This is a genomic window from Roseixanthobacter pseudopolyaromaticivorans (assembly GCF_043195145.2).
Classification (GTDB): domain Bacteria; phylum Pseudomonadota; class Alphaproteobacteria; order Rhizobiales; family Xanthobacteraceae; genus NCEH01.
The window spans coordinates 3,586,879-3,599,647 of sequence record NZ_CM195539.1 but is presented as its reverse complement, the minus strand read 5'-3'; the positions used below and the strand labels follow the sequence as shown (position 1 = coordinate 3,599,647).

12 protein-coding genes are annotated in these 12,769 nt (G+C 65.6%); 11 read left to right on the top strand and 1 reads right to left on the bottom strand.

Annotation, left to right across the window (positions count from 1 at the left end; translation table 11 throughout):
* Window positions 1–10: 10 nt before the first annotated feature.
* Both V5F68_RS16970 and der read left to right on the top strand, forming a co-directional pair.
* Window positions 11–274 (top strand): hypothetical protein, encoded by a 264-nt coding sequence (locus tag V5F68_RS16970; protein ID WP_394014194.1) that lies wholly within the window; start codon window positions 11–13, stop codon window positions 272–274.
* Between the two features lie 33 nt (window positions 275–307).
* Window positions 308–1,669, top strand: coding sequence for a ribosome biogenesis GTPase Der (gene der / locus V5F68_RS16965; RefSeq protein WP_394014193.1), 1,362 nt, complete (start codon window positions 308–310; stop codon window positions 1,667–1,669).
* On the opposite strand, the gene V5F68_RS16960 is transcribed toward der, so the two are convergent.
* A complete protein-coding gene (locus tag V5F68_RS16960) occupies window positions 1,657–2,109 on the bottom strand; it encodes a winged helix-turn-helix transcriptional regulator (RefSeq protein ID WP_394014192.1) in 453 nt (150 codons plus the stop codon). The two genes, der and V5F68_RS16960, sit on opposite strands and share 13 nt — an antisense overlap.
* A gap of 127 nt (window positions 2,110–2,236) precedes the next feature.
* Between V5F68_RS16960 and V5F68_RS16955 the strand changes: the two genes are divergently transcribed.
* From V5F68_RS16955 to rsmA, 9 genes are all read left to right on the top strand, one after another.
* A complete protein-coding gene (locus V5F68_RS16955) occupies window positions 2,237–3,010 on the top strand; it encodes an SDR family oxidoreductase (protein WP_394014191.1) in 774 nt (257 codons plus the stop codon).
* Window positions 3,011–3,097: 87 nt separating this feature from the next.
* On the top strand, window positions 3,098–4,093 hold the full coding sequence (locus tag V5F68_RS16950; RefSeq protein WP_394014190.1) for a L,D-transpeptidase: 996 nt from the start codon (window positions 3,098–3,100) through the stop codon (window positions 4,091–4,093).
* Window positions 4,094–4,095: 2 nt separating this feature from the next.
* On the top strand, window positions 4,096–4,998 hold the full coding sequence (mepA, locus tag V5F68_RS16945; protein WP_394014189.1) for a penicillin-insensitive murein endopeptidase: 903 nt from the start codon (window positions 4,096–4,098) through the stop codon (window positions 4,996–4,998).
* A 135-nt stretch (window positions 4,999–5,133) separates the two neighbouring features.
* Window positions 5,134–6,294: an LPS export ABC transporter permease LptF gene (lptF, locus tag V5F68_RS16940; protein WP_394014188.1), complete on the top strand. Its 1,161-nt coding sequence runs from the start codon at window positions 5,134–5,136 to the stop codon at window positions 6,292–6,294.
* Window positions 6,295–6,297: 3 nt separating this feature from the next.
* Entirely contained in the window at window positions 6,298–7,389 is a 1,092-nt protein-coding gene (gene lptG, locus V5F68_RS16935; RefSeq protein WP_394014187.1) for an LPS export ABC transporter permease LptG, read from the top strand.
* Window positions 7,386–9,857: an LPS-assembly protein LptD gene (locus V5F68_RS16930; RefSeq protein WP_394014186.1), complete on the top strand. Its 2,472-nt coding sequence runs from the start codon at window positions 7,386–7,388 to the stop codon at window positions 9,855–9,857. The genes lptG and V5F68_RS16930 overlap by 4 nt, the downstream gene beginning before the upstream one ends.
* A 145-nt stretch (window positions 9,858–10,002) precedes the next feature.
* Window positions 10,003–10,905 (top strand): peptidylprolyl isomerase family protein, encoded by a 903-nt coding sequence (locus V5F68_RS16925; RefSeq protein WP_394014185.1) that lies wholly within the window; start codon window positions 10,003–10,005, stop codon window positions 10,903–10,905.
* Window positions 10,905–11,915 (top strand): 4-hydroxythreonine-4-phosphate dehydrogenase PdxA, encoded by a 1,011-nt coding sequence (gene pdxA / locus V5F68_RS16920; protein ID WP_394014184.1) that lies wholly within the window; start codon window positions 10,905–10,907, stop codon window positions 11,913–11,915. Before V5F68_RS16925 ends, pdxA begins: the two co-directional genes overlap by 1 nt.
* Entirely contained in the window at window positions 11,912–12,766 is an 855-nt protein-coding gene (gene rsmA / locus V5F68_RS16915; RefSeq protein WP_394014183.1) for a 16S rRNA (adenine(1518)-N(6)/adenine(1519)-N(6))-dimethyltransferase RsmA, read from the top strand. Before pdxA ends, rsmA begins: the two co-directional genes overlap by 4 nt.
* Window positions 12,767–12,769 lie beyond the last annotated feature (3 nt).

Here is a 12,769-nt window from a genome sequence, read left to right as displayed (position 1 = left end):
GAGCTTCCCCATGAACCGGATGCTGCGCCTGCTTCTCGCCGGCTCCGCTCTGCTCGCCCTGACCGGCTGCGAGAGCTTCGATTTCGACAAGATCAACCCGTTCCAGGAGCGCAAGACCCCGCTTTCGGGAACGCGCCAGCCGGTGTTTCCAAACGGCGTGCCGGGTGTCAGCGCCTCCGCGCCGCTGGACCAGCCTTCCAATGCCAACGTGTCGCTTGACGCGATCTCGGCCGCCAAGCCAAATGCCCCTGCGGCCGCGCCGGGCAGCAACTGACTCTAGGGCGCGCGTGCGCCGAGCTTAAAAAACATGTCCTTTACCCTCGCCATCGTCGGCCGGCCCAATGTGGGCAAGTCGACCCTGTTCAATCGTCTCGTGGGCAAGAAGCTCGCGCTGGTGGATGACCGCCCCGGCGTCACTCGCGATCGCCGCGAGGGCGATGCGCGCCTGGGCGACCTGTCGTTCCGCATCGTCGATACGGCGGGGCTTGAGGAAGCCGACCCGGCGAGCCTGGAAGGGCGCATGCGGGCGCAGACCGAAGCCGCCATCGGCGATGCCGACGCGCTGCTGTTCATGGTGGATGCGCGCGCCGGCCTCACGCCCACCGACCGCGCCTTCGCCGCCCTGGCGCGCAAGTCCGGCAAGCCGACCATCCTGGTCGCCAACAAGAGCGAGGGGAAAGCCGGAGAAGCCGGCTCGATGGAAGCCTATGCGCTCGGCCTCGGCACGCCGATCCCGCTTTCCGCAGAGCATGGCGAAGGCCTTTCTGACCTTTACGACGCCATCTGCGACGCCCTTCCCGCCCACACCATGAAGCCGGAAGATGCCGAGGACGAGCGCGAGGAAACCGATGAGGAGCGGGCCAAGCGCCCGATCAAAGTCGCGGTGCTCGGCCGGCCCAATGCGGGCAAGTCCACCCTCATCAACCGCCTGTTGGGCGAAGACCGGCTGCTGACCGGGCCGGAAGCGGGCATCACCCGCGATTCCATTTCCGTGGAAGTGGATTGGCGGGGCCGCCGGCTCGATGTGTTCGACACCGCCGGCCTGCGCAAGCGCGCGCGCATCGACGACAAGTTGGAGAAGCTCTCCGCCGCCGATGCCCTGCGCGCCATGAAGTTCGCCGAGGTGGTGGTGGTGCTGATCGACGCCACCCGGCCGTTCGAGGAGCAGGATCTGCGCATCGCCGACCTGGTGGAGCGCGAGGGCCGGGCCATCGTGATTGGCTTCAATAAGTCCGATCTCGTGCCCGACACCGGCCTCATGAGCCGGCTGCGGGAAGAGGCGGACCATCTGCTGCCGCAGATCAAGGGCGTGCCGATTATCCCCATTTCCGGGCTCACGGGACGCGGGCTGGACCGGCTGGTGGACGCAATCGCGGAAACCTACCGGGTGTGGAACATCCGCATTCCTACCAATCCGCTCAACCGCTTCCTGCAGCAGGCAACCGACACCCATCCGCCGCCGGCGGTCTCCGGCAAGCGGCTGAAGATCCGCTATATGACCCAGGCGAAGGCGCGTCCGCCGAGCTTCGTCATCTTCTGCTCCCGCACCGACGCCGTGCCGGACAGCTATCTGCGCTATCTCTCGAACAGCCTGCGCGAGGCGTTCGACCTGCCGGGCGTGCCGATCCGCATTACCCTGCGCGAAAAGGCTAATCCCTACGCCTCCTGAGGCATCGGCAGCAGGATCGTATCCTGCGGCTTGAGGGATTTTCCCGCGGCGTCCCGCACTTCGAGCGGGGCGAGGGGCTTGCCGCAGGCGGCGTCCACCAGCGGCGGAAAGTGCTCGCCGCTGGAGAAGCCGTGCTTCTCGCCCCATTGGCGCAGGGCGATGACCACCGGGAACAGGTCGCGGCCCTTCTGCGTGAGCAGGTAATCGTTGAACGCGCTGCCGTCCGCGGCTGGAACGCTCGCGAGAATGTCGGCTGCCATGAGCGCTTTTAGCCGCGCAGAGAGAATGTTCTTGGCCACACCCAGGCTCTTCTGAAACTCCCCGAACCGGCGCTTGCCCAGGAAGGCGTCGCGCACGATCAGCAGCGACCACCAATCCCCCACCACATCCAGGGTTCGGGCGATAGGGCAGCTCGCCTCGTCCATCCGCGTGCGTTTCATGGCTTCCTCCTCGGCGCGGGACAGAACGCATTTCCATGACGTTCGTCATCAAACTGGTTGCATGATAAAACTGAAAGCGCTAAACGTCCATCTAGTTTCAATATGCAACCAAAAGATGGAGTGTCAGATGCGTCTCTCAGGCAAGCGCGCCCTCATCACCGGCGGCAACAGCGGCATTGGGCTGGCCACCGCCCGCCTGTTCCTTCGGGAGGGCGCGAAGGTGGCGATCACTGGCCGCAACCAGGAGACCCTGGACGCCGCCGTCGCTGAACTCGGCCCGAACCTGCTTGCCTTGAAGGCCGACGTGGCGGATTTCGATGCCACCGCCGCCGCCGTGAAGCAGGCGGCCGAAGCCTTCGGCGGGCTGGACATTGTGTTCGCCAATGCCGGCATCGGCGGCTCGACGCCGCTCGGCCAGACGAGCGTGGACACCTTCGAGACCATCCTCAGCACCAATCTGACAGGCGTGTTCTTCACAGTGCAGGCGGCCGAACCCTTCCTCGCCAAGGGCGGGTCGGTGGTGCTGAACGGTTCGGTTCTGGCCGTGCTCGGCGCGCCCAATTGGTCGGCCTATGCGGCCAGCAAGGCCGGCGTGCGGGCCATGTCGCGGGTCCTGGCGTCGGAACTCGCCCCGCGTGGGATCCGGGTGAACGTGGTGGTGCCCGGCGCGGCGCGCACGGCCATCTGGTCCCCCATGGCGCCTACGCAGGAGGCGCGCGAGGCACTCGACGCCGGCCTTGCCCGCTCGATCGCGCTCGGGCGCGTCGGCGAGGCGGAGGAAGTCGCGAACACCGTCCTTTTCCTGGCTTCCGATGATGCGTCCAACATCACCGCTGCCGAGATCGTGGTGGACGGCGGCACGACGGGTGCTCCCTTCGGCGCGCCGATCTATCGCGGCTGAGTGTGCGCGGGTACGAGAACGCGCTTAACGGACGGTGAACCCCGCTCCCTTACCTTCCTGCCCAAACCGACGAACGGGATGGGTGCGATGGGTGCGGGGATGATCATCAACCGGAGGGTCGCCTTGCGCGCCCTCTGCGGCGTGGGCGTGGGCCTCGTGTCCACGTCCCTGTTTCCGGTGCGCGCGGCCGACGATCCCGACGAGGTGGCGATCCGCGATCTGAAGCCGGGCACCTATATCTGGTATCCCGAGCGCGCCCCTGAAGGGCTGGTGGCGATCGTGGTGTCGCTGCCGGAGCAGCGGTGCTTCGTCTATCGCAATGGCGTGCGCATCGGCGTCTCGACCGTCTCGACCGGGCGCGAGGGCCACGACACGCCGACCGGGGTGTTCACCATCCTCGACAAGGACGTGGACCACCATTCCTCGGTCTATAACGATGCCGCCATGCCCTATTCCGAGCGGCTCACCTGGTCGGGCGTGGCGCTGCATGCGGGCGGGCTGCCCGGCTATCCGTCCTCCCACGGCTGCGTGCACCTGCCGCTTCCCTTCGCGAAGCTGCTGTTCTCGGTCACCCAGGTGGGAACGCCGGTGATCATCGCCGACAGCCACAGCGGGCCAACCGATGTGCTCGATCCGGGCCTGATCCTGCCTGCCGACGTGGACAAGATGTTCGATGCGGATGCCAAGCCGATCCTGGTGGCGGCGGCCGGCGATCCGGTCTCGCTCGTTGCCAGCGGCGCGGATCGCAAGCTGATCGTATTGCGCGGCGGGGCGACGGTGCTGGAAGGCGCGATCACCGTTCAGGACCCGACGAAACCACTCGGCAACGTGGTTTACATGCTGACGGCCGACGGCGTCGGGCGCACGCCGCGCTGGATGGCCGTGAGCTATGAAGGAAATGGCGCGCAGCCGGGCCTTGCCCAGGAGGCCCTCTCGCGTATCGTGGTGGATCCTGCGATCAACCGGGATCTGAGTGCCATGCTGAGCCCCGGCGCCACTTTGCTTGTGACTGACCTGCCGGCTCATCCCGGAACGCGCACCGACAAGGATTTCGTCATCCTCACCCGCAAGGGAACGGTATGATTATGGGCGGAGCCCGGATCGCGGGCCTCGCTGTGGTGCTGGCGCTCGCGGGGCTCGTCCCGGCGCAGGCACAGAGCCCCGCAACCGCACCGGCCGGGGCGGCGGCCGTGCCGGCCCGCGAGCTGTTTGGCGCGGCGACCGGCCCCGCCCCTCTCGCGACCCGGTCCGTGGGCTTCTATTCCAAGGGTTGTCTCGCCGGCGGTGCTGCCCTGCCCATCACGGGGGCGACGTGGCAAGTGATGCGGCTATCGCGCAACCGCAATTGGGGACACCCCGATCTCATTGATTTTCTGGAGCGTTTTGCCGCCGCCGTGCCCAAGGTCTCGAACTGGCGCGGCATCCTGGTCGGCGACATGGCGCAGCCGCGCGGCGGCCCCATGCGCACGGGCCATGCCTCCCATCAGGTCGGCCTTGATGCCGATATCTGGCTGACGCCGAGCCCGGGGCGCGAACTGACGCGCGCGGAGCGCGAGAGTCTTTCCGCCACCATGGTGGTGCGTTCCGATCGTCTGGACGTGGATCCCAAGGTGTGGACGCCCGACCACATCGCCGTCATCCGCGCCGCCGCGCTCGATCCGCGCGTGGAGCGCATCTTCGTGAATGCCGCGATCAAGAAGGCCCTCTGCCGCGACGTGCGCGGCGATCGTGCCTGGATGACCAAGGTGCGCCCCTATTGGGGGCACGATTATCACATGCACGTGCGCTTGAGCTGCCCGGCCGACAGCCCCGATTGCCGGCCCCAGGAGCCGCCGCCCCAAGGGGATGGATGCGGCGCGGACCTTGCCTGGTGGTTCACGGATGAGGTGCTGCACCCTAAGCCCCCCAAGGTTCCGCCAAAGCCGACGCCGCCTTTGCTCCTCGCCGATCTCCCAGCGGCATGCGCGGTGGTGCTGGGGGCGCATTAACTTAACCATGGCGGGCGATGGGCCTCCCGACGCCCCCGGCGTGCCGCATTTGCACCGCAGCGTGGAAGCCGCTATCCAGGAGCGGTTCCAAGGTGAAGCGTGACGGGGCGGCGATCACGCGTCTGACGAGGATGTATGGGCCGTCTCGATCGCTACATTTTCCAGACTGCGGCGGTCGCCTTTTTTGGCGTGACCATCGTTTTGACGGCGATGATCTGGTCGACCCAGGCGCTGCGCCAGCTGGATCTCGTAACCAGCCAGGGGCAGACCATCCTGGCCTTCTTCGCCATTACCTCCCTGTCGGTCCCCACCCTGATCCTTGTGATCGCGCCGGCCGCCTTGTTCATCGCCACCGCTTACACGCTGCTGAAGCTGAACGGCGATTCTGAAATCGTCGTCATGGCGGCCGCCGGCATGAGCCATTGGCGCGTGCTGCGCTCGATGATTCTCCTGGCGACCCTGGTCTCGCTTTTCTGCGCCGCGCTTTCGATAGATCTGGTGCCGGCGAGCCTGCGCATGTTTCGTGATCAGGTGTCGCGCGTCCGCGCCGACGTGGTGTCGTTCGTGGCGCAGCCGGGCCGATTCGTGAACTTGGCCCAGGGGCTGGTGTTTCACGTGCGGGAACGCTCCGCCAACGGCGTGATGCATGGGGTTTTCATCAACGATGCCCGCGAAAAGGAAATCTCCACCTATCTCGCGGATCGTGGGCAGATCGTCGAAACCCCAAATGGCATTTTCCTGGTGCTCGAAGACGGCTCCATCCACCGGCGGACCTCCGGGTCGAACAGCAACGGCTCGGTCGTTGCGTTCCAGCGCTATGCGTTCGGGCTGTCGGAACTCGCTCCGGGCTCGCAGGCTGTCGATATCCGCCCGAACGAACGGCCGTTCGAATATGTGCTGAATCCGCCGACGAACGACGTCTACCGCATCATGGGGCAGGGGGGGCGCTTCCGCGAGGAGGTCCACAAGCGCCTCTCGTCCGGGCTTTATCCGTTCGCCTTCTTCGCGGTGGCCGCGGCCGCTCTGGCCCGCCCAAGAACCACCCGTCAGGGGCGCGCCTTGGCGCTGACGGCCATCATCCCCATCATGGTGGCGCTCCAGATTGCGAATTTCGTGGTGACCGGCCAGTTGCGGACATCGGCGGCGGCGGTACCCATTGCCTATCTGCTGCCGATCACCTCGATCGTGCTGTGTGCGCTCGCCCTCGACGGACGGGTGAAATTCGCCGCGCCGGGGTTCGTGACCCGCATTATCGACGCGATCGCGCTGCGCGTGTCCCGGCTCTCGGCGACCTGAGCCATGATCGGAAAGACCCTCGGCTTTTATTTCGCACGGCGATTCTTCTCGTCCGTGGCGATGATCTTTTTTTCCTGCGTCGCCCTGATCATGCTCGTGGATTTCCTCGAGATGACCCGCCGCACGGCGGATCGCGACGAGGTGACCTCTCTGGTGGTGGGCCTGCTGACGCTCTACCGCACCCCGGCCTTTACCGAGCAATTGCTGCCGTTTGCCGTGCTGTTCGGCGCGATCGCGACCTTCGTGACATTGTCGCGCAAGCTTGAACTGGTTGTTGCTAGGGCGATCGGGCTGTCGGCCTGGCAGTTCATTTTTCCGGCCGTTCTCGTGGCATTCCTGATCGGCGTTGCCTCCACCACCCTGTTCAACCCGGTTTCCGCGGAATTCAAGGAGCGGGCGAATCGGATGGAGGGGGAGATCTTCAACACCACCGCCGGCCTGATGGCCCAGGGAAAGGCGGGCTTCTGGGTGCGTCAGCAGAGCGTGGACGGGCAGGCGATCATTCAGGCGGGGTCTTCCCAACAGGGCGGCCGCGAGCTGATCGGCGTCACCATGTTCGAATTCGACCGCCACGACCGCCTCGTGCAGCGCATCGAGGCGCGCTCGGCGGTATTGGAGGAGGGGTATTGGCGCTTGCAGGACGTGCGGGTGCTGGTTCCAGGCTTCGAGCAGCAGACGTATTCCGTTTACCTTGTTGCGACGAATCTGGACCCCTCACAGGTCCAGGAGAGCCTGATCTCGCCGGACACCGTGTCTTTTTGGCAACTTCCGGCGGCGATCGAGAGTGCGGAGCAGCAAGGCTTTGGTGCGAGCCGCTACCGGCTCCAGCTTCAAAGCCTTTTGGCACGGCCATTTTTGCTCGTGGCCATGGTGCTTATCGCCGCGGTGGTGGGCCTGCGCGTGTTCCGCTTCGGGGGAGTCGGCCAGACGATTCTCGGTGGCGTCGTGGCGGGCTTTCTGCTTTATCTGGGAACCAAGCTCGCCGAGGATTTGGGCGAGGCGGGCGTGGTGCATCCTGTTGCTGCTGCATGGTTTCCAGCGGTAGCGGGGATATTCCTGGGGATTCTCGTATTGTTGCACCGGGAGGACGGATGACGGTCGGGTTTCCCCCCGCCGAAGGCCATGGAGCTGCAACCGGCCGGCGCGTTTCGCGTCGCAGCGGGAGCGGCTGGTCTTTTGCCGTCGGCCTTCTGTGCGCTGCGCTGGCTTTCGCTGTGCTGCACCCGGGGACGGCTGCCGCGCAGACGGCGAGCTTCGCCAATACCAAGATGCCCAAGGCCGACCCGAACAAGAAGATGCTCGTGACCGCCGACGAGCTGGTCTACGACTACGAACACGACAAGATTTCGGCCGTCGGCAACGTCCAGATTTATTACGACGGCTCCACCCTGGAGGCGAAGCGCGTCACGTTCGACCGGAAGGCGAACACGCTGCGCGCCGAGGGCGATGTGCTGCTGAAGCAACCCGACGGCAAGATCCTGACCGCCAACACCATGCAGCTGACCGAGGACTTCCGCGACGGATTCCTGGAATCGCTGCGCGTGGATACCCCGGACAAGACCCATTTCGCCGCGTCCCGTGCGGACCGCACGGACGGCAACATCACGGTCTTCCAAAATGGCGTCTACACCGCGTGCGAACCCTGCAAGGATCATCCGGAAAAGCCGGTGCTCTGGCAGATCAAGGCCGCGCGCATCATTCACAACCAGAATGAGCAGATGATCTATTACAAGGACGCCACGCTCGAGTTCTTCGGGCTGCCGTTCGCGTATTTTCCTTACTTCTCTTCGCCGGATCCGACGGTGAAGCGCAAGACCGGCTTCCTGATGCCGGAATTTTATAACAACAGCATGCTCGGCATCGGTGCTGGCGTTCCGTTCTTCTGGAACATCGCACCCGACCGCGACCTCACGTTCGATCCGCTCTATTTTTCCAAGCAGGGCCTCCTGGCCAAGGGAGAATGGCGCCAGCGGCTGATCGACGGATCGTACAATATCCGCGCCGCTGGCATTCAGCAGCAGGACATCTCGCAGTTCGCAGGCCTGCCCGGCTACCGCGAAAATCGCGGCATGGTCGAAAGCTCCGGTAATTTCGTCATCAACCAATATTGGCAGTGGGGTTGGGACGGCACCCTCACCTCAGACCGCACCTTCCTGCGCGATTACGGGTTGATCGGCGCCGCCGAGACCGAGAAGGTGTCGCAGCTCTATTTGACCGGGCAGGGCGACCGCAGCTTCTTCGACGTGCGGGGCATGTATTTCCTTGGCTTGTCGGTGACCGACAACCAGGATCTCATCCCGGTGGTGGGCACCTTCAATTATAATTACGTGTTCGGAAAGCCGGTGTTCGGCGGCGAGGCCGGCTTCAAGGTGAACTTCAACTCGGTCTCGCGCAACGAGGCGGATTTCGTCGGAACGTCGGCGGCCACATCCTGGGTGTCCGGCGCGACAGGAATCCCGCCGGGATCGTGCCTGCTGAGCAATCCCAATCCCACCCAGTGTCTGCTGCGTGGCGCGCCGGGTGACTATCAGCGCCTCAGCGGCGAATTCTACTGGAAGAAGACGCTGACCGACGCCGCCGGTCAGATGTGGACGCCGTTCGCCAGCGCCCGCGTGGACGTTGCGCACGCCAATATCAGCGCGCTGCCCACCAGCTATACCGACGGTCCGACCCTGGCGGGGCAGAACCCGCTTCAAGGCGGCAGCGACGACCTCATCCGCGCCATGCCGGTGATCGGCCTCGATTACCGCTATCCCTTCATCTCGGTGGAGAATTGGGGCACGCAGACCATCGAGCCCCGCGCCCAGCTGATCATCCGCCCGAATGAGACCAGCATCGGCAAGTTCCCCAACGAGGACGCGCAAAGCCTCGTGTTCGACGATGCCAATCTGTTCTCGGTGAACAAATATTCCGGCTGGGACCGGGTGGAAGGCGGCAGCCGCCTGAACGTGGGTGTCACCTATACCGCCGCGCTCAACGGCGCGGGCGTCATCTCCGCCGTGGTCGGCCAGTCTTACAGCCTGTTCGGGAAGAACTCCTTCGCCTATGGCGACATGGCGAACACAGGCCTGGAATCAGGCCTGGAGACGAGCACGTCCGACTACGTCGCCCGGTTCAGCTATTCGCCGACCAACAATCTGGAGTTCATCTCCCGCTTCCGGTTCGACGAGGCAAACTACACCCTGCAGCGGCTGGAGCTTGAGGGACGGACCAGCATCGACCGTCTGTCGGTTTCCGCCACCTATGGCCGGTATGAGCCGCAGCCCCTGCTCGGCTATTATCAGGAGCGCGAGGGCATCTTCACGACCGCGAGCTATAAGCTGACGGACGTGTGGTCCGTCAGCGGCGGCATTCGCTACAATATCGCGCAGGCCAGCATCGACATGACCACGGCCGCCATAACCTATGCGGACGACTGCTTCACGCTCGCCCTGACCTATCTGTCCGACTATTCGATCAACGGACCGAATACCGGGCCGAACAACACGGTCATGCTCACCATCGGGCTGCGCACCCTGGGTGAAACCAAGGTGAAATCGGCGATCGGCAGCTCCACCCAGTGAGGTCTGGGCGCCGGCTTGAGGCCGGCGCGGCCCCATTGCCGCCACAGGAGGCGGCAACAAGCATTTACAAGCCGAAGGGCGCGGGTTAAGCGCGCAGGGAGGCCTTCGTCTCCCGCCCCCTCGCCGAGCCATTCCGGGTTGATCGATGCAGTCCTGCCGCCGCTTCCTGTTCCTCTTCAGCCTTGCCGTTGCAGCCCTTTCCAGCGGGGCCGCCAGCGCGCAACAGATTCTCGCCATGGTGAATGGGGCGCCCATCACCAGTTTCGACGTGGGCCAGCGTCAGAGAATGCACACGCTGCTGGAGCGCAAGAACGTCAGCGCCAAGGAAGCGCTCGAAGAAGTGATCGACGATCGCATCAAGATCTCCCAGGGCGTGAAGCTGGGCATCGATCTTGAGCAAAAGGAGATCGACGATCTGTTCGCCAATGTGGCGGCCCGCTCCGGGCGCACCGCCGACCAACTGGCTGACGGACTGAAGCAGGGCGGCATCGAGCCGAGCGCGTTCAAGCAGAAGCTGCGTGCCGACAACATCTGGCAGCAATATGTGCGGGCCCGTTCGCCCAGCGTGACGGTGCGCGATCAGGACGTGCTCGCCGCCATCAACCACAGCGGCAACGCTTCGATGGTTGCTACGGAATATACACTGACGCCGATCGTGCTGGTGGTGCCGCGTGGCAGCAACGCCTATGCGGCGCGCCTCGCAGAGGCCAATTCCCTTCGCACGCGCTTCAACGGATGCGAAAGCGGCCTCGCGATGGCGAAGGCCATGAAGGAAACCGTGGTCCGCTCGCCGGTTCTGCGCTTGTCCTCGGAGATGCCGGCGGCGCTGCGCCAATTGCTCGACAAGACCGAGGTGGGGCGGCTCGCTCCGGCCGAGGTTACCCAATCCGGGGTCGAGGTGTTCGCCGTCTGCGCCAAGCGCGAGGTGCATGGCGAAGCATCGAACAAGCGCGATGTGAAGGACCAGCTCGCCACAGCGCAATTCCAGGCGGAATCCAAGCGCCTCCTCACCGAGCTGCGCAAGAGCTCCCTCATCGTCTACCGCTGATGTCCGCGGCGCTTGCGCTCACCCTCGGTGAGCCTGCCGGCATCGGGCCGGACCTCACCCTCGCCGCCTGGACCTTGCGGGCGGAAAAGGGGTGCCCGCCGTTCTTCGCGGTCGGCGATCCCGCCTTGCTGGAGGATCGCGCCCGTCGACTCGGGCTTAGCGTCCCTGTCCGCGTGGTCGAACCGCAGAACGCGATCGACGCATTCGATACGTTCCTCCCCATCGTCCCGGCCGGACCACGCGCCACGGCCGAGCCGGGCGTGCCCGACGCCACCAGCGCCGCCGCTGTTGTTCAGAGCCTGGACCGGGCCGTGGATCTCGTGCAGGCCGGTGTCGCCCGAGGCCTGGTGACGGCGCCGCTTGCGAAATCCGTGGTCTATGCCGCCGGCTTCCCGTTTCCCGGCCATACGGAATATCTCGCGGCCCGTTGCGCCGCGCGCGACGGCGCGATTCCCCACCCCGTGATGATGATCTGGTCGCCCCTGCTGGCGGTGGTGCCGGCTACCATCCACATTCCGCTGGCGCAGGTGCCGGCGCAGGTGACGCAGGCTCTGCTGGTCAAGACCGGGCGCATCGTGGATCGCGACATGCGCGCCCGCTTCGGCCTTGCCGCGCCCCGTCTCGCCTTTGCCGGGCTCAATCCCCATGCGGGGGAGGACGGTACGCTCGGCCGCGAGGATGAGGACGTGGTGCGTCCTGCCATCGCCACGTTGCGGGCGGAGGGGATCGACGCGCTAGGGCCGCGGCCGGCCGACACGCTGTTTCATGAAGAGGCGCGCGGCGGCTATGACGTGGTGATCGGCATGTATCACGATCAGGTGCTGATCCCGGCCAAGACCCTCGCGTTCCATGACGGGGTGAACGTGACGCTTGGCCTCCCGTTTGTGCGGACCTCGCCCGACCATGGCACCGCATTCGATCTCGCGGGCACGGGGCGCGCGAATCCCACCAGCCTGCTCGCGGCATTGCGCCTCGCCTGGCGCCTGACCGAACCGGGCCGCGCCGCATGAGCGCCATCGACGAACTGCCGCCGCTGCGGGATGTCATCCGCCGGCATGGCCTCTCGGCGCAAAAATCGCTGGGGCAGAACTTCCTTCTGGATCTGAACCTTACGGCGCGGATCGCGCGCGGCTCGGGGCCGCTCGAAGGGGCGAACGTGCTGGAGGTCGGGCCAGGCCCCGGCGGGCTGACGCGGGCTCTCCTCGCATTGGGGGCCGCGCGCGTGGTGGCGGTGGAACGGGATCATCGCTGCATCGAAGCCTTGGCGGAAGTCTCCGAAGCCTATCCCGGCCGCCTTCAGGTGATTGAGGGCGACGCGCTGAAGGTCGAAGCCGCGCCTTTGTTCGGCGGCGAGCCGGCGCGGGTGGTTGCGAACCTGCCCTATAATATCGCGACGGTGCTTCTGGTGGGCTGGCTCTCTTCCGATCCCTGGCCGCCCTGGTTTTCCTCGCTCACGCTCATGTTCCAGCGCGAGGTGGCCGAACGCATTGTCGCCGAGCCGGGCTCGAAAGCCTATGGGCGCCTCGCGGTGCTGGCGGGATGGCGGACGGAGGCCCGCATCCTGTTCGACGTGGCCCCCTCCGCCTTCGTGCCGCCGCCCAAGGTGACGTCCTCGGTGGTGCATCTGGTGCCGCGCGCCGAGCCCCTGCCGTGCCGCCTTTCGGTGCTGGAGAAGGTGACGGAGGCCGCCTTCGGACAGCGCCGCAAGATGCTGCGACAAAGCCTGAAGTCCCTGGGTGTCGATGCTCAGGCCCTGCTCGCCGCCGCAGAGGTGGAAGAAACCCGGCGTGCAGAGGAGATCGACATCGCCGGCTTCGTACGACTCGCCAATTGCTGGGAACAACTGCGCCAGCCCGCCTGAACC